General features: G+C 49.8%; 17 protein-coding genes, 1 tRNA gene and 1 pseudogene. 7 read left to right on the top strand and 12 right to left on the bottom strand.

What is annotated here, in order from left to right; all coding sequences use genetic code 11:
* Positions 1–204: 204 nt before the first annotated feature.
* From recG to gmk, 5 genes are read right to left on the bottom strand one after another with little or no spacing between them, the layout of a single operon-like run.
* On the bottom strand, positions 205–2,286 hold the full coding sequence (recG, locus tag EO763_RS22200) for an ATP-dependent DNA helicase RecG (RefSeq protein WP_161530467.1): 2,082 nt from the start codon (positions 2,284–2,286) through the stop codon (positions 205–207).
* Complete coding sequence (trmH, locus tag EO763_RS22195; RefSeq protein ID WP_161530254.1) at positions 2,286–2,978, bottom strand: tRNA (guanosine(18)-2'-O)-methyltransferase TrmH; 693 nt, start codon at positions 2,976–2,978, stop codon at positions 2,286–2,288. Before trmH ends, recG begins: the two co-directional genes overlap by 1 nt.
* 5 nt (positions 2,979–2,983) lie before the next feature.
* Entirely contained in the window at positions 2,984–5,083 is a 2,100-nt protein-coding gene (spoT, locus tag EO763_RS22190; RefSeq protein ID WP_010281663.1) for a bifunctional GTP diphosphokinase/guanosine-3',5'-bis pyrophosphate 3'-pyrophosphohydrolase, read from the bottom strand.
* An 18-nt stretch (positions 5,084–5,101) separates the two neighbouring features.
* Positions 5,102–5,377, bottom strand: a complete 276-nt coding sequence (gene rpoZ / locus EO763_RS22185) for a DNA-directed RNA polymerase subunit omega (RefSeq protein ID WP_005968230.1) — start codon at positions 5,375–5,377, stop codon at positions 5,102–5,104.
* A gap of 53 nt (positions 5,378–5,430) precedes the next feature.
* A complete protein-coding gene (gmk, locus tag EO763_RS22180) occupies positions 5,431–6,054 on the bottom strand; it encodes a guanylate kinase (RefSeq protein ID WP_161530253.1) in 624 nt (207 codons plus the stop codon).
* Positions 6,055–6,375: 321 nt separating this feature from the next.
* Between gmk and ligB the strand changes: the two genes are divergently transcribed.
* From ligB to EO763_RS22160, 4 genes are all read left to right on the top strand, one after another.
* A complete protein-coding gene (ligB, locus tag EO763_RS22175; protein WP_161530252.1) occupies positions 6,376–8,064 on the top strand; it encodes an NAD-dependent DNA ligase LigB in 1,689 nt (562 codons plus the stop codon).
* 256 nt (positions 8,065–8,320) lie between these two features.
* Entirely contained in the window at positions 8,321–10,000 is a 1,680-nt protein-coding gene (eptB, locus tag EO763_RS22170; protein ID WP_161530251.1) for a kdo(2)-lipid A phosphoethanolamine 7''-transferase, read from the top strand.
* A gap of 132 nt (positions 10,001–10,132) precedes the next feature.
* Positions 10,133–10,209 (top strand) — tRNA-Pro (locus EO763_RS22165).
* 452 nt (positions 10,210–10,661) lie between these two features.
* The gene (locus EO763_RS22160; RefSeq protein ID WP_244322035.1) at positions 10,662–11,135 is read left to right on the top strand and encodes an Ail/Lom family outer membrane beta-barrel protein; all 474 of its coding nucleotides are present in this window, start codon (positions 10,662–10,664) and stop codon (positions 11,133–11,135) included.
* A 43-nt stretch (positions 11,136–11,178) separates the two neighbouring features.
* Here the strand turns inward: EO763_RS22160 and EO763_RS22155 are convergent, their stop codons facing one another.
* Positions 11,179–12,783, bottom strand: coding sequence for an EAL domain-containing protein (locus EO763_RS22155; RefSeq protein ID WP_161530249.1), 1,605 nt, complete (start codon positions 12,781–12,783; stop codon positions 11,179–11,181).
* A 739-nt stretch (positions 12,784–13,522) separates the two neighbouring features.
* Positions 13,523–14,350 carry an AraC family transcriptional regulator gene (locus EO763_RS22150; RefSeq protein WP_161530248.1) on the bottom strand — a complete coding sequence of 276 codons (828 nt, stop codon included), beginning with the start codon at positions 14,348–14,350 and terminating at the stop codon, positions 13,523–13,525.
* A 200-nt stretch (positions 14,351–14,550) separates the two neighbouring features.
* Here EO763_RS22150 and melA point away from each other — a divergent pair, with 200 nt between their 5' ends.
* Both melA and EO763_RS22140 read left to right on the top strand, forming a co-directional pair.
* Positions 14,551–15,858, top strand: a complete 1,308-nt coding sequence (gene melA / locus EO763_RS22145) for an alpha-glucosidase/alpha-galactosidase (RefSeq protein WP_161530247.1) — start codon at positions 14,551–14,553, stop codon at positions 15,856–15,858.
* A gap of 79 nt (positions 15,859–15,937) precedes the next feature.
* Positions 15,938–17,266, top strand: a complete 1,329-nt coding sequence (locus EO763_RS22140) for an MFS transporter (protein WP_244322034.1) — start codon at positions 15,938–15,940, stop codon at positions 17,264–17,266.
* Here the strand turns inward: EO763_RS22140 and EO763_RS23695 are convergent.
* The 5 genes and pseudogenes from EO763_RS23695 to EO763_RS22120 all read right to left on the bottom strand — a co-directional run.
* A pseudogene (locus EO763_RS23695) lies at positions 17,191–17,840 on the bottom strand (transposase); the annotation flags it as partial. The gene EO763_RS22140 and the pseudogene EO763_RS23695 overlap by 76 nt on opposite strands.
* Positions 17,841–18,034: 194 nt before the next feature.
* Entirely contained in the window at positions 18,035–18,307 is a 273-nt protein-coding gene (locus tag EO763_RS22135; RefSeq protein WP_244322033.1) for a hypothetical protein, read from the bottom strand.
* 2 nt (positions 18,308–18,309) lie between these two features.
* Entirely contained in the window at positions 18,310–19,128 is an 819-nt protein-coding gene (locus tag EO763_RS22130) for an oxidoreductase (protein WP_161530246.1), read from the bottom strand.
* Positions 19,129–19,260: 132 nt separating this feature from the next.
* The gene (locus tag EO763_RS22125; RefSeq protein WP_161530245.1) at positions 19,261–20,043 is read right to left on the bottom strand and encodes an SDR family NAD(P)-dependent oxidoreductase; all 783 of its coding nucleotides are present in this window, start codon (positions 20,041–20,043) and stop codon (positions 19,261–19,263) included.
* Positions 20,044–20,118: 75 nt separating this feature from the next.
* Complete coding sequence (locus tag EO763_RS22120) at positions 20,119–21,210, bottom strand: alkene reductase (protein ID WP_161530244.1); 1,092 nt, start codon at positions 21,208–21,210, stop codon at positions 20,119–20,121.
* Positions 21,211–21,342: 132 nt separating this feature from the next.
* Between EO763_RS22120 and EO763_RS22115 the strand changes: the two genes are divergently transcribed.
* Positions 21,343–21,903 (top strand): TetR/AcrR family transcriptional regulator, encoded by a 561-nt coding sequence (locus EO763_RS22115; protein WP_161530243.1) that lies wholly within the window; start codon positions 21,343–21,345, stop codon positions 21,901–21,903.
* Positions 21,904–21,931: the final 28 nt, after the last annotated feature.

The following is a 21,931-nucleotide window of genomic DNA, read 5'->3' as shown; positions in this document are numbered from 1 at the left end:
TGTAAGTTGGCGTTCCTGAAACGACAAAGAGCGCATTTTAATGATCTCTTTGCTGAAAGCAAACGTTTGCTAACTCATCTTTTCGATATGAATTTTGTCTGATGAACAAGGCCTTATTATTTAAGGTGATATACCCGTCATACTTCACGCTGCATGTGCGTTGGCGGCGAGGTTTTAGGAAAAATAAAGAATACGCTGCTGTGGTTAGGCGTTGGTGTAGCGTGCGCGCTCTGGTAGCCAGCGCTCGATTAGCGCAATGGCATGCTCGGGATAGTGCTCATGAAGATGACGCGCAACGCGCTGTACCTGTGGAATCAGTTCCTGATCGCGCAGGAGGTCAGCAACTTTAAACTCGGCATTGCCCGTCTGGCGCGTACCTAATAATTCACCTGGCCCGCGAATTTCCAAATCGCGCTGAGCGATGACAAAGCCATCGTTGCTATCGCGTAGAACCTGAAGCCGTTTTTGTGCGGTCTTGCTCATTGGCGTTTTATAGAGCAGCACGCAGTGGGATGCTATCGCGCCGCGTCCGACTCGCCCGCGCAACTGGTGTAGCTGTGCCAGACCCAGACGCTCCGGGTTTTCAATGATCATTAGGCTGGCATTGGGTACATCCACACCGACCTCGATGACGGTGGTCGCCACCAGCAGTTGCAGTTCGCCCTGTTTGAAGGCTTGCATCACTGCCTGCTTTTCCTGTGCTTTCATGCGGCCGTGAACCAATCCAACCTTGAGGTTCGGCAGAGCAGCCTTCAACTCTTCGCTGGTGGCTTCAGCTGCCTGTGCTTCCAGAAGATCGGATTCTTCGATCAGCGTACATACCCAATAGGCCTGCCGCCCTTCCTGCTGACAGGCATTATTCACGCGCTCGATGATGTCGCTGCGGCGTGAATCCGGTATGGCGACTGTGGTGACGGGGGTTCTGCCCGGCGGCAGTTCATCAATGACGGATGTATCCAGATCGGCATAGGCCGTCATCGCCAGCGTACGAGGAATCGGTGTGGCGGTCATAATCAGTTGATGAGGATGAAAGCCTTGTTCTTCGCCTTTTTCCCACAGCGCAAGACGTTGATGCACGCCAAAGCGGTGCTGTTCATCAATAATGACCAATGCCAGCCCGTTGAATTTAACCTGCTGCTGGAAAATAGCGTGCGTCCCGACCACCATGGAAACCTGACCGCTGGCGATGGCATCCTGCTGGGCCTGACGCGCTTTCCCTTTCTGTTTGCCAGCCAGCCAGCCCACTTCAAGCCCTAGCGGTTCAAACCACTGACGGAAATTATGGGCGTGCTGTTCGGCCAATAGCTCTGTTGGTGCCATCAGCGCGACCTGTTTGCCGTTGGCAATGGCGCGTAATGCTGCCAGCGCAGCGACCAGCGTTTTCCCTGAACCGACATCGCCCTGTACCAGACGCATCATTGGAAAATCTTTCGCCATATCCGCTTCAATCTCCGCCACAACACGATCTTGCGCCTGCGTGGGTTTGAATGGCAGGGCGGCGAGCAGTCGTTGCTTCAAGCCGTCTTGTGCCTGTAGCGGGGAGGCTTTATGCCGCTGCTCCCCCGCCCGCACCGCGAGCATACTCAGGTTATGCGCCAGCAGTTCTTCCATAATCAACCGCTGCTGTGCCGGGTGTTTCCCGTGCTCAAGCTCGCTGAGCTGCATATCCGGCGGGGGACGATGTAACGTGTGAAGCGCGTCCGGCAGGCTAATGAGCGATCGGCTCAGGGATTCAGGCAGCAACTCATCGATGGGGTTTGCATCGAGCAATGCCAATGCCTGATCGGTAAGTTTGCGGAGCGTGGCCTGACGAACGCCCTCTGTGGAGGGGTAAACCGGCGTGAGTGATTCCTGTAGCTCGACCTGCGTACTCTCCCCCTGAACACGATATTCAGGATGGATGATCTCCGCACCGATTTTACCGCGCTTGATTTCGCCATAAGCGGTAACGCGCTGTCCCGGTGCGAGGCTGTTTTTCATCGCGGCGCTGAAATTGAAGAAGCGCATGGTCAGCATGCCGCTGCCGTCGCTGATCTGGCAGGTCAACATGCGACGGCTGCCAAAGGTGATATCGTTGCGTAGGATTTCACCTTCCACGGTGGCATACATACCGGGAAGGAGGTCGCCAATAGGATAAAGATGTGTGCGGTCTTCGTAGCGCAGAGGTAAGTGCAGCAGGAGATCCTGCACGGTTTCCAGCCCAAGTCGCGCGAGTTTCGTTGCCTGACTTGCACCCACGCCGGTAAGTGTACTCAGCGGTTGGGTGTTCAGCAGGCGGCCTTTCATCAGCACTCCGACGATTGCATCGCGGCCCACCACGGGGTATCCGCTACAATCTGACCCTGATGGTCGATATGGGGGCGAGGTAGCCCTTTGCGTTTTGCAACGCGTGCCAGTACCGGGTAGCCCCCTTCAAAAAGCAGGCGCTGCTGCTCTTCTTCATCAAGCGGACTGTCTTCACGTTGGTACATACCGGCGATCTGGCGTTGGCGTTGGGCTTCATACAGGATCAACGCCGAGGCCACGGAGACATTCAGCGACTGCACCATGCCGGTCATCGGAATGATGATATCCTGATCGGCCAGTTTGAGCGCTTCGGCAGTAATACCGGTTTTTTCTTGTCCAAGCAGAATACAGGTCGGGCGGGTGTAATCAATTTCCCGAAAATCGACCGCATATTCAGACAAATTGGTCGCCAGAACCTGCATGCCTTCGGCCTTCAGGTGACCAACTGCATCACCTATGTTGCGATGGGTTTTAACCTGCACCCAGCTATTGCTACCTGCGGCGGAGGAGACCAGTGTTTTCATCCGACTGGTGGGCCAAATCGCATGGACTTCATGCACACCGACAGCATCCGCAGTACGGATAACCGCAGAAACGTTATGAGGTTTATGCACTTGCTCCATGCAAATCGTCAGATCGGGCTGACGACAGTTGAGCATTTCTTTTATACGTGCATAACGTTGAGGGGTCATGACGATTAATTTCGGTTACGGTTAACTTTGATGACATCCGGCATCACGCGAATTTTACGCATAATATTGGCCAGATGAACACGATCGAGAGTCGTGAGGCGGATAAAGGCGCTGTATACGCGGCCATCCTTCTCTTCCGTGTTGATGCTCTGAATATTGGAATTCGCGGCGTTGATCGCTGCCGTCAGGTTCGCCAGCGCGCCCTGATGGTTGAACATATCCACTTTGATTTCGGCGATGAACTCTTGTTCCGTCACCTTATCCCACTCTACTGCCATGAATTTTTCAGGTTCTTTCTGATAGCCGCGGATGTTGCGACAGGATTCATGGTGAATAACCAACCCTTTACCAGGGCTGACGTGGGCAATAATTGGGTCGCCGGGGATGGGGCGGCAGCATTTGGCAAATGAGATCATGACGCCATCTGCGCCTTTGATCGGCAACTTGCGCAGCCCAGTGGTTCCCAACTCAGATTGTTCGTTCAGCAGATTTTTTGCCACAACGACGCTCATGGCATTACCCATACCAATCTCCGCCATCAGATCGTCCAGCGTCGCGAGCTTCATGCGCTCAAGCTCAAGCTGAATCGACTTTTCAGGGATGTCGGAGAGTTTGCGGCCGTTGCCTAATGCGTGGTTCAGTAAACGGCGACCGAGACTCACGGAATCATCACGCTTGAGGTTTTTCAGCATCTGGCGGATTTTGGAACGCGCTCTGGAGCTAACCACGAAGTTAAGCCACGCGGCATTCGGCCTAGCACCCGGCGCGGTAATGATTTCAACGGTTTGACCGCTGGTGAGTGACTGTGACAGCGGGTAAGGCTGGCGGTCGACGCGGGCGCCGACGCAGGCGTGGCCAATATCGGTGTGTACTGCGTAGGCGAAGTCGACAGGGGTCGCGCCTGCGGGGAGTTCCACAATACGGCCTTCTGGCGTAAAGACGTACATCTCGTCAGGGAAGAGATCGGACTTCACGCTTTCGATAAATTCAAATGAGCTACCGGCACTTTGCTGGAGTTCCAGCAGGCTTTGCATCCAGCGTTGGGCGCGTACCTGTGCGGTAGTGCTGCTCTCGCCTTCTTTATAGGCCCAGTGCGCGGCGACACCCATTTCCGCCATTTGATCCATGTCGTCAGTGCGAATTTGTACTTCGACCGGCACGCCGTGTGGGCCAATCAGAGACGTGTGCAGTGACTGATAGCCGTTGGCTTTGGGGATGGCAATGTAGTCTTTTACCCGACCTGGGCGCGGCTTATACAGGCTGTGAACCTGTCCGAGCACGCGATAGCAGGTGTCCAGCTCTTTCACGATGACCCGAAACGCATAAATATCCATGATGGAATGAAAACGCTGCTCTTTCAGGTGCATTTTACAGTAGATGGAATACAGGTGTTTTTCGCGACCGCTGACGCGGCAGGCAATCCCAGCCTCAGTCAAACGCCCTTCGATTTCCGACAGGATTTTCTGAATCATTTCCTTGCGGTTACCGCGTGCGGCCTTGACGACCTCTTTAATGACGCGATAACGGTTCGGATACAGCGCCTCAAAACCCAACTCTTCCAGCTCGGTTTTGAGGTGATGGATACCCAGTCGATGTGCCAGCGGGCTGTATATTTCCAGCGTTTCGCGTGCAATGCGGCGGCGTTTGTCCGGGCGCAATGAACCCAGCGTGCGCATGTTATGGGTACGGTCTGCCAGTTTGATCAGGATGACGCGAATATCTTGCACCATCGCCATGATCATTTTGCGAAAGTTTTCAGCCTGCGCTTCTTTCTTATCGCGGAACTTCAGCTTGTCCAGCTTGGACACGCCCTCTACCAGTTCAGCAACGCTTTTACCGAAAAGCTGTTCCATGTCCTGATAGGTGGCGGGGGTGTCTTCTATGACATCATGCAGCAGTGCTGCCATCAGCGTTTCGTAATCGAGACGCATCTCCGCCAGAATACAGGCGACGGCAACAGGGTGTGTGATGTAGGGTTCACCGCTGGAGCGAGTCTGCCCCTCGTGAGCATCACGTGCAACTAAGTAAGCCTGCTGTAAACGTTTGATCTGATCTTCTGGCAGATAACGTTGAATCAGCAGATTAAGGCTTTCAAAAATGTACAAGGGCGACTCGTGGTGTGATTAACGACGGCCTTCAGCAATCGCGGTAACCGCCTGAATCTCTGCGGCTTCCTGCTCTTGCTGTTCCTGACGGTCACGAACATCCAGAATCTGGTTGTTGATCAGACCTTCTTCGATTTCACGCAGTGCGATCACGGTGTACTTATCGTTTTCTTCAGGAACCAGCGGATCTTTGCCGCCAGTCTGGATTTGACGGGCGCGACGAGCAGCGACCAACACCAGGTCAAAACGGTTACCAATTTTCTCTACAGCGTCTTGAACAGTTACGCGTGCCATAATGTGCTACTCCACAGGAAATAAAATGACTGCGCATCATACTGAAAGAGGCGTCAGTCTGCCAATAGTTTGGTGATTAATGCATCATGCCGAACCTGTTGTCTGCTCAAACGCAGACGTTCGGCGCGAATAATGGTTTTTAGATCGAGCAGCGCCAGATCGAAATCATCATTCACAATCAGGTAATCATACTCGCCGTAGTGTGTCATTTCCGCCACGGCCTGAGACATACGACGGGCAATGACTTCATCGCTGTCCTGTCCACGGCCACGCAGGCGGCGAGCCAGCTCTTCTTTTGACGGCGGCAGAATGAAAATACTGCGCGCGTGCGGCATCTGGGCGCGGATTTGCTTGGCACCTTGCCAGTCGATATCCAGAAAAACATCAACGCCAGTTGCTAATACCTGCTCAATTGCCGGTCGGGATGTACCGTAGTAATTGCCAAAGACTTCAGCGTGTTCCAGAAACTCGTTATCCTGAATCATACGCTTAAATTCATCGATTTCGACGAAGAAATAGTGTTCGCCGTGGTTTTCTCCCAGTCGTTTAGCTCTCGTTGTATGCGAAATCGATACCTGAGTGTCGTAAAGTGGCTGAGTTTTTAATAACGCCTGAATCAGGCTGGATTTCCCAGCTCCACTGGGAGCAGAAACGATATATAACGTGCCTTGAGCCATAATGAAGTTTTATTAACGGTTACGATGGTGAATAGTGATATGCAGCAGAAAAATGCGCATTTACCCGCATTATACACGCCTATATGTCATCAGTCGCGCTGCGATAAATTCTCTGCTGGCTGTTTTTTCGTTATGCCATCGGGAAAATGTTTTTCCAACGTTTCTTTTTTAGATTGCGAAGCACGTTCCCATCTTTTTTATCGGTGCTGCAAACGATGAATCATCTTGCGGCGCGTTTGGCATTTCTCCTTTTTTCACCTCGTATTTTCCTCTGCGTTGCTATGTACTGCGGCCATTCGCTAATGGATGGCAGGAGGTTCTATGTGGCTCAGGATCCGCACATTTTTGATCATCATCGTCATGGGGGGCATCAGCAGTTTTCCAACTGTGGCTGCGGTGTGCCCTGATTGGGATAACACAAGGGCTGGCAAAGAAATTGATGCATTGCGTCATCAGTTAGAACAGTGGGATGACGTGTATTACACCGAAGGGAAAAGCCCGATAGAAGATGACGTTTATGACCAACTGCGGGAACAGTTAACCCAGTGGTTAGGGTGTTTTCAGCCCCAAAACGCGATTCCCGCCCGGCTACCCGATAATGGCAAGCAGCCTCACCCTGTTGCCCATACGGGACTGAAAAAATTGTCCGATCGTCGGCAACTGGTGCAATGGATCGCACAGCGTGAGGATTTATGGATTCAGCCAAAAATTGATGGCGTGGCTGTCACGCTCGTCTATCAGCACGGCAAGCTCGTGTCCGCGGTTAGTCGAGGCAACGGTCTGCAAGGCGAAGACTGGACGGAAAAAGCCCGCTTGATTCCGGGAATACCTCATCTATTAACCGATGCGCCTTCCTCATTGGTATTACAAGGGGAGCTTTTCCTGAAGATGACCGATCATCGTCAGCGTACTCAGGGCGGTGTTAATGCACGCTCGGTCGTGGCCGGTGAAATGCGTCGGCATCAGCCATCTCCTGTGTTGTCGCAGATTGGTCTGTTTGTCTGGGAATGGCCGGATGGCCCTAAGACAATGCCCGAACGTCTGAAGAAATTGAAGGACATGGGGTTTGCCATGACGGCGGACTATACCCATGCTATTGCGTCATTCGCCGACGCGGAGAAATGGCGTCATCACTGGTATCACGGTCCGCTGCCTTTTGTAACGGATGGCGTAGTTATCCGCCAGACTAAAGAGCCGCAGGGGCGCTATTGGCGTAATACATCGGCCGACTGGGCGATCGCATGGAAATACCCGCCTGTTCATCAGGTTGCTGAAGTGGCTGATGTAGTGTTTTCTGTCGGGCGGACGGGTAAGAGCGCCGTGGTGTTAAAACTCAATCCTCTTGAATTGGATGACAAATCGGTCAGCCGGGTAAATGTGGGCTCGCTGTCTCGTTGGAAACAGTGGGACGTGTTGCCCGGCGATCGGGTGAGCATCAGCCTAGCGGGGCAGGGGATTCCACGTCTGGATAATGTGGTATGGCGTGGTACTGAGCGGCCAGCTATCGTCTCCCCCAGCGAACATGATTTCCATACTTTTAGCTGTTTTCGGTATAGCGCAGTTTGCCAGCAGCAATTTCTGGCTCGTTTAGTCTGGTTGAGTGGAGAGCACGGTTTAAAGCTCGCGGGAGTGCGTGAAGGGATCTGGCTGCGCCTGATGCAACATGATTTACTAGGTGATGTACTGTCATGGTTATCTCTGACCGAAGCACAGCTTAATGCCGTCCAGGGTATGGGTGATAAGCGGGCGCGAGATATCTATACGAGTTTGCAGTCGGCACGGCATAAGCCGCTATCCCGCTGGCTACTTGCCTTGGGTCTTCCTGTTCCTCGTTCGGCAATTCACGCATTGGATAATGTGGATTGGCTGGCGTTACAGCAACGGACGGCGCAACAATGGCGACAGTTCTCAGGTATTGGGGAACGACGTGCAGAAGAGATCATGGCGTTTCTTAATCACCCAATCGTTGTGGAATTAATGGCTCGCTTAGATCTCGAAATACATAGATAAGCGGTGGTGATTTTTCAGAAAACGTTGGGATAGTACTTTTTATTTTTTCGTGGATTCGTTCACATAAAAGGACAATTTTTTTCTGTTTTTCCTACTTAATCATAAGTAAAGTTTACGAATTAAACGGTGTGAGCTTATTTGCTGTTTGCGATATAAAATTGCCTGAGAGTCTGATTATTTCCGTTGAACTCAGGCATAGGGATGTTGTCGTATAGCTTCAGATAATAAGAAAGGTTTTGTTGGAGCACTTGTCATAATGAAGTTTGTAGCATCTTTTTCGCAACCCAAGTTATCGTTCGTCCTGGCAATTTATATTGGCCTTTTTCTCAATATCTCAGTGTATTACCGCCGGTTTGATTATTTTTCAATCTCTGCTGGTAGCCAGGTTCCAACATTTATTCCCGCTCTTGTCGAATTGACCGCGAGTATCTTATTTACCTTTTTCCTGATGAGGATTATTTCCCTCGGGGGACGTCGTTTTTATCGGATTATCGCGTCTCTTTTGGTGTTGATTTCTGTTGCTGCCAGCTATTACATGACATTTTTTAATGTCGTGATTGGCTATGGCATTATTGCGGCGGTCATGACCACGGATATTGATCTTTCTAAAGAAGTTATTGGTTTTCGTTTTTTCCTGTGGATGCTGGTGGTGAGTGCGCTGCCGTTGTTTTTGATTTGGAAGAACTCGCTACGTCATACGCTGATTGAACAGCTTAAATCGCCGGGAAGACGTTTGGTTCCTCTTCTGGTTCTTGCCGCTGTCGTAGCGCTGGTTTGGATGCCGCTTCGCTATATGGACAACGTTCAATCGATATCCGAGCGAGAATCCAATGTGGATTTGCCCAGCTATGGCGGCGTAGTGGCTCACTCGTATCTGCCTTCTAACTGGTTATCCGCATTAGGATTATTTGCGTACACCAAGTATGACGAGAGCCAGGACTCCTCCAATCTTTTCGATCCAGCTCAGCATTTTACCTATGTCCCGCCGAAAGGCATTGACGATACCTACGTGGTTTTCATTATCGGTGAAACAACCCGTTGGGATCATATGGGGCTGTTAGGCTACGAGCGAGATACGACGCCGAAGCTGTCAAAAGAAAAAAACTTGGTCGCTTTCCGCGGCCAATCGTGTGATACCTCAACCAAGCTTTCCATGCGCTGTATGTTTGTGCGAGAAGGTGGCACGGAAGACAACCCGCAGCGAACGCTGAAAGAACAGAATGTCTTTGCTGTAATGAAAGAGTTGGGCTTTACCTCTGAGCTGTTTGCTATGCAAAGTGAGGTGTGGTTTTACAATAGCATTGAGGCGAATAACTACTCCTTTCGCGAAATGATTGCGTCAGAGAAACACAATGACGGTAAATCGGTGCAGGATATGTTGCTGGTCGATGAGGTCAAGGAGTCGCTGGCACGCTACCCCAAAGGTAAGCATCTGATTGTGCTGCATACTAAAGGCTCTCACTACCTGTATTCCATGCGATATCCCCGCAGCTATGCGCGCTATCAACCAGAGTGCATGGGCGTTGATGCCTCCTGTACCCGTGAGCAGTTGATTAATGCGTTTGATAATAGCGTGCTCTATACCGATAGCTTTATCGATAGCGTGATCGATCAGGTTCGGGATAAGAAAGCGATCGTGTTTTATGCCTCCGATCACGGTGAATCCATCGATGATAACTACCATTTGCACGGCACGCCGCGTGAGATGGCACCACCCGAGCAGTTCCGTTCACCGATGATGGTCTGGACATCAGATAAATTTTTGGCTGACACCGATAATCAGCATGCGTTCGAGCAGTTGAAGGCTCAGCAGCGCGTTGGTAAAACACATCGCCATGAAGAGCTGTTTGATACGATTCTTGGATGTGTGGGATACACATCGCCTGACGGTGGTATTAACCCTAAAAATAACTGGTGCCAGAAACCCGCTAATTGACATGAATCACGGACAAGGACGTCGGTTTCAGGTTTATAAATACCAAGGATGGACACTTTAACGGCAGCTGAAATCCTTTTGCTAAAAAGGTATTGACGCTCTAATAAGGTAGCAGTAATATGCGCCCGCATTCGGCGAGTAGCGCAGCTTGGTAGCGCAACTGGTTTGGGACCAGTGGGTCGGAGGTTCGAATCCTCTCTCGCCGACCAACACACTTCCTCAGTAAATCATTTTCAGTTTTTCTCTGCTCCAATCATCGTCTATTCACACTATCCGTTTAAAAAATACTCTCTTGTGAAAGATATCCTTTATAAATACAGGTTTTATCTCGGTGTTTTTTTTGCGTCGAAAATTTCCATATTCCCTCTATCTTCAGTTCAGAATGTTCCCAAAAATAGCGTGAAGAATCGCGCGTTAATTATCATAAATAATACCTATCCTTTTGTTTTTTAATGGTTTAAATAAAAACAATTCCAGTTGTTTGAAAATAATACTAACTTTACCTATCGGTATTTAAATGTAAGTTTATATGCGGACAACATTCGCGATATTCATATATTCGTTTTGTTGAAGCCGTCTTTTTATTCAAATATGGAAGATGTTTCGATCATGAAAAAAAACAACACTGCTACTCTCCACTTTGATTGCTTGTGCCATGGGAATGTCTGCTGCTCAGGCGACACAAACGGTGTCTTTGGGTTATGCTCAGGCGAAAGTCGATGACTTTAAAGATCCAAAAGGGATTACGGCAAAATACCATTATCAGGGCGATTCTGCGCTTGGCATTATCGGTTCTTTCACTTATGTGAGCGCAGAACAAACTGAGTATTATCAGAATTCAAGCAGTGATGTTTATAAGCTGAAATACTATTCACTCATGGCTGGTCCATCTTACCGCTTTAATGAATATGTCAGTGTTTATGGTTTGGCAGGTATTGGCCGTGGTAAGTCCAGTTGGGAAGAAGGGGATGCGTTCCGCCAATCTGGTAGCGAAAGCAAATCCAGCTTTGCTTACGGTGCCGGTATTCAAATCACACCCGTAGCAAACTGGGCGATTGATATTGGCTATGAAGGCACGAAGATTTATGAAACGCGTGTAGACGGTTTTAATATTGGCGTCGGTTACCGTTTCTGATTTACCGATTATTGAATACCGGTGGACAAGTTTCTGCCGGTTATTACTGTTTTTCCCCTTCTTTGTTTTTATTCATAAAACTCTCAATCGATTTATTGCCATTATAGTGAAGCCAGACCAGCAGCGATTCATTGTCCATCGGCTTAGCATAAAGGAATCCTTGTATATATTTGACGCCGCGCCGTTGTAAATACAGAAGCTGTTGCTCGGTTTCCACGCCTTCTGCTACGGATTGAAGCTTGATGCGGTGGCTCAAATTAATAATGGCATCAAGAATAGGGGCCTCCTCATCCGGAGATGAGATCGCGCTGACGAATCCCTGATCTATTTTCAGGCAATCCAGCGGAAAGTTTTGCAGATAAGAGAGGGAGCAGTGGCCAGTGCCGAAGTCGTCAATGGCAATCATAAAGCCATCTTCACGCAACTGATGCAGGCGCTGTATGATTTCAGGGCCGTTGCTGATGAGGTTACGCTCTGTCAGCTCCAGTGTAATGCTCAATGAATGAGAGGCGACTTTCTCTGCGAATCGGTGTACATCTGAGACGAAACTTGGGTGATGCAAATGTTCGGCTGCAACGTTGAGCCCCAGATGGAACCCCGGTTTTACCTGCCAACTAGCGATATCTGACGCCACCAGATCAAATAAATGCCGAGTGATGGGAATGATCATGCTTTCTGCTTCGGCGGCCGAGATAAATATATCGGGTCTAATCCACAGCCCATTGCTGCGTCGCCAGCGCAGTAACGTCTCTACTCCGGTGCAGGCTTGCGATTCCACGTCATAGATGGGCTGGTAATAGACGGAAAATTCTCCGTTAGCGATGCCCTTACGGATTTCTTCGCGGAAGAATAACTTACGTTTTTGCCAGTACCACATCGCCGTAGTGAAAAGCAGAGAGAGAATAATGGCCAGTGGCAGAAACGTGAAAAATGCCTGCTTCCAGTTGGTGATTTCTTGAGACGCTGGGGCGGTAATATTGAGGGTAATCGGAAAGTGGCTCGATTTGATTTCAAGCGTAGAGGTAGAAAATAGGCTCCTGTGGGGCGTAATGGTCGGGCCCGTTTGAATCGGGTGACCGTTATCCATTTGCAGAATAAGTTGATAGCCGCGAATCTTGCTAATTGCAGTCATAAGATCAATGAGATATTGCGCATCGACCATCGCGTAAGCGCCGTAACCTGTGAGGGGCATTTGGACGAAGATCAGCGCCGGGCGTCCTTTTACGTTGGCTGAACCTGCAATTGACAGGCTCCAGCGCTCAGAATCGGTCTCCGGTAGCGGCTGTTGAATAACGCGGCTTAGTGGCGTCAGCGTGCGACCAAACGTTGAAGAGCAATAGACGTCAGTATTATGGGTAACGCCGATAGCGCGGAAGTAAGAAAAGACCGAACCAAGACGTTGCAGTTCATCGCCGATGACGTCGCAGGGCTGACCATGAAAGCGCTGGAGGCGATCCACCATCTGCCATGCCTGTGTCGAAATATTCTCGGCATGATTCATTGCGATTTGCGCGGTGGATTCCAAATCGCGCTTTACCATTAATCTGGACTCAACAAATGTGAACAATAATCCAAGCAGCAGTGGCAGCATGCCTGCAACCAATAACTGCAATATGTTGATTTTATGTTCACTACGTCTGGGGCTCATCCACATCTCCTTTCTGGCAGCAGAGGCCTATGTAGAGACGTCCTTTTCTCCATAAATTAAAGGAGAGTGCTGAATAGAGGTTATTATAGTCCTATTTGCTGAAAGAGATTTGGCGGAAATAAAGTTTGTAACCTGGATCCGTCCGTATTGTTCTGTTGTTCACACGGTGAGCCAATCTACGTTATGACCGTATGCCTGATGAGGGAATCTGCGCGCGCAGGGCGGTAATATCTTTCTTGGCCGGAACGCCGAATAAACGCCGATATTCGCGGCTGAATTGCGAAGGGCTTTCATAATCCATTTTGAATGCAGATCTGTCCCTGAAATTACTCCCACCTAATTATGCCACCATTTCATAATCCACCGATGTTTGATAACCCAGCGTTGACTGGTTTGAAAACAAGGTGGGCATTAAATCAAGGACAGATCAGCTGCGTACGCTCTCAAAATCGTTGACGTTTCAATATGATAAAATGCTTTATCTTTTTGAATCATCTGAGAAAAATTCGCATATTGCGGGTGAGAAGATCCTGCCTTTTCTCTTCAGAGATTCGGGATAAAAAGTGACATTTAAAAATGGGAAATCAGGGTCACATTATAAACTGGAATAGACATTGATTGTCGTCGCTAAATTGAGATGTCCGGATCGCAAATGCGGATATTAATGATCATCGTCTGAAAACATGTGACAACAATGTTTCCAGTCAGAATGAGCAGGAGTTGAATGTCCTGTAGCGGGTTACTGTTCCAGGAGGTTTTTTTGCCGCCATTTAGCTGGAGATACGCCGTGCACTTTCTTGAAGGCTTTAGAAAAATGCAACTGATTTTCATAGCCTACCGAAATGCCCACTACCTTGATCGCCGTATTGCTGTTTCTCAGAAGGCTTACTGCGATGCTCATACGAAAATTTAGCAAATATTCCTTGGGACCGATACCGTAGGCACTTTTAAACAACCGGCAGAGATAGCTACGGTTGATATTGCAGTAGGCAGCTAGGCTATCAACTGTCAGATGTTCGTGGTAGCGATTTTCAATTTTTTTGACCGCCTTTTGCAGGTGCTTCGTCTTGTCATCATGGAGAGATGCCCTTTCGTGAAGCGTATTGCTGATTAACGTAGAAAAGAAGAGATAACAAAGTCCCTGCACCTTCAGCTGATGTTCATCACCATGTTCGACAATTTGCTGCATGTAGCTCAAGGCGTTGGAGTTGTCTTTATTCAGGTTGGGTTGATAAACCGGGAATTGACGGCTCAGATGACAGTCTTCGAAAATCCTGGCGGCGATCAACCCATCGACCTCAAGCCACATATAGTGCCAAGGATCCTTTTTATCAGCGCAGTAGGTTGTCACATCATGCGGGTGGATCAGAAACCCTTCCCCTGCAACGACAGGAAAAGTTCCTTGTTCACTGTAAAATATGCCGGTTCCGCTTATCACATAATGAAATAGGTAATGCTGGCGGACAGCGGGGCCAAAACTGTGTCCCTTATGACAACTCTCCTCACCGTACTGGTACAAATTCAATTCGATATTGTCGGTATGGTTAAGGGTAAAAGTCTTGTGCAACAGTCATTTCCTCTATTTTTCAACCATTTTATCAGAAATTCCTCCAGTAATGTCACCGAGTTTCAGTCATATTCTGAGCTGGCTCACACTTTCTTAGTTGCATCATTTTTCGCCATAACAATATCACATTTAGCCATATTTACTGTTCACTCCGCAGCGTACATTTTGCGTATCAAAAACAGCAGGAACGGAGAAATTCAATGATTAAAGTGACATTTATGGGCGCAGGCAGCACCATTTTCGCTAAGAACGTACTCGGAGACATTATGGCGACTCCGGCGTTGAAAGAGGTCGAGATTGCGCTGTATGACATTGACAGCGCTCGTCTCAATGAATCACTCGCCATGTTGAATAATATCAACAGCAATACCAATGCGGGCAGAGCCAAGATCACCGCTTACCTCGGCGTTGAGAACCGCCGCGCGGCACTGAAAAGCGCCAATTACGTGGTGAATGCCATCCAGGTCGGCGGCTACGATCCTTGTACCATCACCGATTTCACTATTGCGAGGAAATATGGTCTCCAGCAGACTATTGCCGACACACTGGGCATTGGCGGTATCTTCCGTGCGCTGCGCACCATACCCGTGCTGTTTGATTTCGCACGGGATATTGAAGCAGTCTGCCCGGACGCTTGGTTACTGAACTACACCAATCCTATGGCCACGATAACCGGAGCCATGCTGCGCCATACGGAAGTGAAAACGGTAGGGCTTTGCCACAGCGTTCAGGTGTGTGCTGAAACGCTGTTGAAAAGCGTGAATATGCCAACCGACGACGTGCAATTTCATATCGCGGGTATTAATCACATGGCCTGGCTGCTGGACATTCGCCGTCACGGCGAAGATTTGTACCCGGAAATTAAGCGCCGCGCCAGCGCCGTGCAGGGCAAACATGATGACATGGTGCGACATGAAATAATGAAAACTTTCGGCTATTACGTCACTGAATCGTCAGAGCACAACGCCGAGTACATGCCTTACTGGATCAAACGCAACTACCCGGAACTGATTGAACGATTCAATATTCCGCTGGATGAATATCCACGCCGGTGTATCGAGCAGATTGAACAATGGCAGCAGCAGAAAGTGGCGCTGACCCATGACACCAGCCTGACCCACAGTCGTACCCATGAATATGCGTCTTACATCATCGAAGCGATGGAAACCGATCGGCCTTACAAAATTGGCGGAAACGTGCTCAACACCGGTTTGATCACCAATTTACCTTCAGAGGCCTGCGTCGAAGTGCCTTGTCTGGTGGATGCTCAGGGCGTCACGCCATGTTACGTCGGCAATTTGCCTGAGCAGCTGGCAGCGCTGAACCGTACCAACATCAATACCCAGCTGTTGACCGTCGAAGCTGCGGTTACACGCAAACGCGAAGCCATCTACCATGCAGCTCTGCTTGACCCGCACACTTCTGCAGAACTTTCGATCGATGATATCCGCAAGCTGTGCGACGAACTGATTGAAGCGCATGGCAACTGGCTTCCTGCCTACCATTAATCGCCTTACTGACCTGATTCCTCCTCATAACTTACAAGGCGCGGAGTGTGCCGCGCTGTTACCAATGGAAAGGTGAGCTATGTTTTATTTAAAGAACAGGAACTTTTGGATTTTCGGTGCCTTCTGTTTTTTCTATTTTTTTATCATGGGCGCGGTGCTGCCGTTTTTTCCAATATGGTTGCATGACGTCAACCTTCTCGATCAGCAACAAACCGGATTGGTTTTTGCCAGCATGGCGCTATTTGCCCTTGTATTTCAGCCAATTTTCGGCTTCGTCACAGACAAATTTGGTCTGAAGAAACATCTGCTGTGGATGATCATCTTTCTGCTGCTGTTTCTGGCTCCCCTGTTTATCTATGTGTTCTCACCGCTGCTGCAAAGTCACTTTTTTTTGGGGGCTCTGCTGTGCGGTATTTACCTCGGGCTAGTATGCAGCGGCGGCTCGCCTGCAATTGAAGCCTATATTGAGAAAGTAAGCCGCCGCAGCCAGTTTGAGTATGGACGTGCCCGCCTGTTTGGCTGTGTCGGCTGGGCAATCTGCGCCTCAATCGTTGGCTATATGTTTACCATTAATAACCAGTTCGCGTTCTGGCTAGCGTCAAGCTTCTCGCTGGTATTGGCCGTTTTGCTGTATCTGTTTAAACCTGAAGAAAACAATACTCTGGCAGTGGCGGATGGTCTTGCGCTGAACCAAAAACCCATAAAGCTCAAAGCGGCCTTAGGGTTGTTGAAAATGCGAAAATTCTGGTGTCTGGTGATGTATATCGTCGGGGTGGCATGCGTGTATGACGTCTTTGATCAGCAATTCGCTAACTTCTTCACCTCATTTTTCAGCGATCGTCATGCAGGTACTCAGGCATTTGGCTACGTAACCACACTGGGAGAATTTCTTAACGCTTTTATTATGTTTTTTGCGCCGTTGATCATTAACCGCATTGGCGGCAAAAATGCGCTACTGATTGCCGGTGTGATTATGTCGACGCGGATCATTGGTTCGTCACTCGCAGACTCAGTGACAGAAGTAATAATCCTGAAGACACTGCATATGTTTGAGGTGCCGTTCCTCCTTGTAGGAATTTTCAAATACATCACCACCCAGTTTAACGTGAATCTTTCAGCATCTATTTACCTGTGGGGCTTTTGCTTCTTTAAGCAGTTGTCATCCATCGTCATGTCCTATGTGGCCGGGATGATGTACGTTAATTACGGCTTCGAAACCTCCTACTTTATCCTCGGCTGCATTGCGTTTGTGTTTACCATCATTTCTGCCTTTGCTCTGAGCGGTAAGATACATATTGTCACAGACCAATCATCTGACGACCTATCTACACAGCGGATTAGTATCAGTTCCACGCCGTGTTCAAAGGCCCGAGGATCCAGTACCCTGCAAGTAAATTCTGGCCCCTGAACGGTTCAGAACGTCATAGGATATCCACGAAACGAAGCAATACTGTCCACAATGAGCGATACCTGATGGCCCGAAATATCGATAGCGATGATGACTGTAAGGCATTTCTTCGTAAAATCATCCACGCAGGTCAGACACTTGGACCTGCGTCTAACATGAAACGCCTCTCACCTTAGAAACTGCCATATGTGCCGATAACCAAAACGTCTGCGTTCAAGTATTCAGTTATGCATCTGGATACATGCGCATCAGCTGCTGCACCTCATCGCGACATGCTGACAGAAACCAGCCAGCCTGCAGGCACGACGCTGCGACAGCCACATCGCGTCACACATCTACTACCACGGCTACTCGTTTCTGGTCTCTCGTCAGTACTTTCGCCCCTGATCTACCTGAAGCGCCTCCGTGTCCAGCACGACTTCCGCAAGAAGCTTATTCAGACGGGCATTCTCTTCTTCGAGAGCCTTCAGACGCTTAACCTCTGGCACTTCCATACCACCAAACTGTGTCGCCACATGTAAAAGGTGGCATCGGAGATGGCATGCTTACGACAGAATTCCTGAGCGGAAACCCCAGTTCAGGGGATTTGCCATAGCGTTTAAACGTAAACGCTTTCATCGTCTTAGCTTTCATTTGATGTTTACCCTGTCGCGTTTATCAGTGAAATTTTTCTTAACCGCTCTGTTGCTGAGTAAAAAGCCTATACCCAGGAATAGCTCGATAAATACTGCAAAAAGTATCTGCCCGTTAACATGTCCTTCCCGCCATTCAACGATGCCCAGTACGGCTAAAATTAATAGATATCGTGCTGATACCGGCCGCCAGTGCATAACGAGCTAGTGAAGGCTCTGCATTTCTGGCGAATAAACACATCACCCCTATTCCCGCAAAAAATGCGGCACAGCGACGACTGATCACGCCGGTACCCGCCGTCAGTTCAATTCCCCACTGAGTTAAGAGCTGTTCCGGGAAAAACATCCATACCGTAGCCAGGATAAAAAACAACGAAGAGGTCAGAATAGCCAGTTGAGAAAATTTCATTTTTATTCTTTCGCATCTAGCTGAAGACTTTTTCGCACCACCTTATCCAGGAATGATGCAGGGGCGAATCTGAGAATAAAGTTCAATTGACCTGCCAGCTTTCCCGCCGTATAGCGCACCTTTGGACGTGAAGTCTGAGCCGCTTTAACCACCACGTCAGCCACTACCTCCGGACTTTCCGCTTCGGCCATTGCCTTGCTAACCACTTTCTCCAGCTTAGCCCGGATGAGGTCATACTCTTCAAGCTTGGCATCCGGCTCTATATTATTGTTTTCAAACTGTGTTTTCATGTAAGCAGGTTCGATGACAGACACTCTGATGCCCTGCGTGCGCAGTTCATGATCCAGTGCTCCCGTATACCCTTCGACCGCATGCTTACTGGCAGCATAAAGTGCCACATACGGCAACGGAACGATCCCGAGTATCGAACCGATATTGATGATGCGCCCGCTGCCCTGACGGCGCATGTGAGGGATCACTGCCCGCGACAACCTGACTATGCCCAGGAAGTTGGTATCAAAAATGCTCTTGGCCTGTTCGATAGAACTTTCTTCTGCCGCCGCCGGCGCGACCCCGAAGCCCGCATTATTCACCAGAACATCGATCCGCCCCTCCAGGCGCAGCAACTCCTCAATGGCGGCCACGACAGAAGCGTCGTCCGTCACATCCAGCGTCAATAACGGAAACAGATGCTTTTCTGCCTGAGCGCCACGCCTGCTGGTGCCATATACCCTATACCCTGCGGCTAAAAGTTTACGGGCAGACGCTTCGCCGATACCTGAGGAAGCGCCTGTAACCAGTGCTACACGTTTTTTTGTCATGCTGAATTAGGCCTTCATGATGTATTCGAGGTTTCTCATCAAAGATGAGACGACACGCTGTGAGGGATTTATGTCGGATTTATCTCTCTGCAGAACAGCCAAAAGACTGTTCTGCAGAGTACAACCCATTGACTACAGTGCTTTATACCGCTCTGCGGCTTCATCTTGTTTGATGTCGGAAAGCAGAGCCTGACGCGAAGCATCTAAGGTGTCCCAGCGGGCTGCATTATGTAAAGGCGGGATGGTGACGAGTTCACGGCGATCAAAGCCCACCAGCGCTGCATCCACTAACTCGCCCACTTCCATGAATTTTGGAGAATTACTGATGTCGATACCTGCACGGTCCCAAATTTCCGTATAAGTACCGGCAGGAAGTACCGCCTGAATATAAATGCCCTTAGATGACAGCTCGACGTTCATTCCCTGAGACAGGAAAAGAACAAAGGCTTTAGTTGCGCCGTAAACCGTCATGGCAAATTCCGGAGCGAGTCCGACGATGGAACTGATGTTGACGATCGAGCCTTCTCCGGCTTTTACAAATCGTGGTGCCACCGCACTGGCAAGTCTCGTCAGGGCAGTGACGTTAAGCGCGATAAGGCTTTCTATTGAATCAGGCGTCTGCTCTGTAAAACTGCCGGACTGTGCGATACCCGCGTTGTTGATAAGAATGCCAATTTGCGCGTCTTCACGCAGGCGAGCTTCGACCACGGCTAAATCACTCGTTTGCGTGAGGTCAGCAGGCAAAACATCAACAGAAATACCATTTTCCTGTCGCAGACGGTCGGCAAGCGTTTCTAACTTTGCTTTGTCGCGTGCGACCAGAACCAGGTCGTGGCCCCGGCGGGCGAACCGTTCAGCGTAAACAGCACCAATACCCGTGGATGCGCCTGTAATAAGAACTGAAGCTTTAGTCATAAGTTGATCTTCTTTATCAATATGTAAACAGAATTCGCAATGTGCGACGTGTGTATAACTGTGACACCTGTTGTTCTACTTTTTGGTCTCAGTAAGCGACGGGTAATCGGTATATCCCGCAGCGCCACCGCCATAAAGTGTTTCAGGATTGAGTGAGGCCAGAGGCGCGCCAGTCTTCAGCCTTTCGACCAGATCAGGGTTGGAGATGAACGGACGACCGAACGCGAACAGATCGGCTTTGCCTTCTGCAAGCTGAGTGGTCGCCAGCGGCAGGTCATAGCCGTTGTTGCCGATGTAGGTGTTTTTAAAACGCCGACGCAGGGAGTCGTAATCGAACGGAGATGCATCACGCGGGCCGCCCGTCGCGCCTTCAACCACATGAAGGTACACGATACCTAATGCATTAAGTTGATCAGCGACGTAGTCATATTGCGGCTGCGGATCGCTGCACGAAATCGCATTAACAGGGGAAACCGGCGAAATGCGCACCCCCGTGCGGTCAGCACCAATCTCTTCTTTAACAGCCGCAGTGACTTCTAACAGCAGGCGCGCGCGGTTCTCGACAGAGCCGCCATACTCATCGGTACGCTGATTGGCACCGTCTTTAAGGAACTGTTCCAGCAGATAACCATTTGCGCCGTGGATCTCTACGCCATCAAACCCGGCGGCAATGGCATTGGCAGATGCCTTCCTGAAATCGTCGATAATTCCCTGTATTTCCTGCAACTCCAGCGCACGTGGCTCAGAGACATCAGCAAATCCGTTGTTCACAAAGGTCTTCGTCTCGGCACGGATGGCAGACGGTGCGACCGGCGCAGCGCCACCAGGCTGTAAATCAACATGAGAGATCCGTCCCACGTGCCACAGCTGTACAAATATGCGCCCACCTTTGGCATGCACGGCGTCAGTCACTTTGCGCCAGCCATCGATCTGAGCCTGCGTGTAGATCCCCGGCGTATCCTGATAGCCCTGCGCCTGTGGGGAGATCTGTGTAGCCTCAGTAATCAACAATCCCGCAGTGGCACGCTGTGCGTAATATGTCGCCGCCAGTTCGCCGGGTACCAAACCTGCTCCTGCCCGGTTACGCGTCAGTGGTGCCATTACAATGTGGTTGGCAAGCGTAATTGGCCCCAGATTGTAAGGTTGAAATAGTTGCTGATTTGTCATGTTGTTTTTCCTAGTCGGTGGTTAATGAAAGCACACACCAATGATGATGGTCATAATCTAAAAAGTCAATCAATTTGATTATGACCATCATCAATGTATACTTGGCCCTATATTTTGAGAGGATTGAAAAACATGAAAGTGTCGAAAGAGCAGGTTCGGGAAAACCGAATCCGCATTGTTGAAACGGCCTCAGAACTTTTTCGTGAGCGTGGCTACGATGGTGTGGGCGTCGCGGAACTGATGTCAGCGGCAGGCTTAACCCACGGCGGGTTCTACAAGCACTTTGGCTCTAAGGCCGACCTGATGGCAGAGGCGATGAGCTGCGGTTTTACGCGATCTGCAGAAAGCACGGCAGGTGTGGACCGGGAAAATTTTGTTAAATACTACCTCTCGCGGCAACATCGCGATGATATGGGAAAAGGGTGTGTGATGTCGGCACTGGGTACCGATACAGCCCGTCAGTCTGAGTCGATAAAGGCGACATTTGCGGCTGGGATTGAACGTCAGCTTACAGTTTTAAGAAATGAGAATAATGCGGGAGACGGAACGCGTGCCGACCTGATTGACACTATTGCCCATCTTGTCGGTGCTCTGGTGTTATCTCGCGCCTGCCCCGATGATTCATCTCTTGCTGATGAGATTCTGGATGTTTGCCGCGCCCGTATTCTCAGCCAGGAAGTCCATGCGGATTGAATTTCCGCCACCTTATGGCCGGACATTT

The sequence above is a fragment of the Pectobacterium odoriferum genome, from assembly GCF_009931295.1.
In the GTDB taxonomy this organism is placed as follows: Bacteria; Pseudomonadota; Gammaproteobacteria; order Enterobacterales; family Enterobacteriaceae; genus Pectobacterium; species Pectobacterium odoriferum.
The sequence above is the reverse complement of the archived record's forward strand: the minus strand, read 5'-3'. Positions and strand labels throughout refer to the sequence as shown.

Coding starts and splice junctions, on each gene's coding strand:
- trmH (WP_161530254.1), bottom strand. CDS start 2,978: ATGACCCCTCAACGTTATGCACGTATAAAAGAAATGCTCAACTGTCGT.
- recG (WP_161530467.1), bottom strand. CDS start 2,286: ATGAAAGGCCGCCTGCTGAACACCCAACCGCTGAGTACACTTACCGGC.
- ligB (WP_161530252.1), top strand. CDS start 6,376: ATGTGGCTCAGGATCCGCACATTTTTGATCATCATCGTCATGGGGGGC.
- EO763_RS22160 (WP_244322035.1), top strand. CDS start 10,662: ATGTCTGCTGCTCAGGCGACACAAACGGTGTCTTTGGGTTATGCTCAG.
- EO763_RS22140 (WP_244322034.1), top strand. CDS start 15,938: ATGTTTTATTTAAAGAACAGGAACTTTTGGATTTTCGGTGCCTTCTGT.
- EO763_RS22135 (WP_244322033.1), bottom strand. CDS start 18,307: ATGAAATTTTCTCAACTGGCTATTCTGACCTCTTCGTTGTTTTTTATC.
- EO763_RS22130 (WP_161530246.1), bottom strand. CDS start 19,128: ATGACAAAAAAACGTGTAGCACTGGTTACAGGCGCTTCCTCAGGTATC.
- eptB (WP_161530251.1), top strand. CDS start 8,321: ATGAAGTTTGTAGCATCTTTTTCGCAACCCAAGTTATCGTTCGTCCTG.
- EO763_RS22120 (WP_161530244.1), bottom strand. CDS start 21,210: ATGACAAATCAGCAACTATTTCAACCTTACAATCTGGGGCCAATTACG.
- melA (WP_161530247.1), top strand. CDS start 14,551: ATGATTAAAGTGACATTTATGGGCGCAGGCAGCACCATTTTCGCTAAG.
- EO763_RS22155 (WP_161530249.1), bottom strand. CDS start 12,783: ATGAGCCCCAGACGTAGTGAACATAAAATCAACATATTGCAGTTATTG.
- EO763_RS22115 (WP_161530243.1), top strand. CDS start 21,343: ATGAAAGTGTCGAAAGAGCAGGTTCGGGAAAACCGAATCCGCATTGTT.
- rpoZ (WP_005968230.1), bottom strand. CDS start 5,377: ATGGCACGCGTAACTGTTCAAGACGCTGTAGAGAAAATTGGTAACCGT.
- EO763_RS22125 (WP_161530245.1), bottom strand. CDS start 20,043: ATGACTAAAGCTTCAGTTCTTATTACAGGCGCATCCACGGGTATTGGT.
- gmk (WP_161530253.1), bottom strand. CDS start 6,054: ATGGCTCAAGGCACGTTATATATCGTTTCTGCTCCCAGTGGAGCTGGG.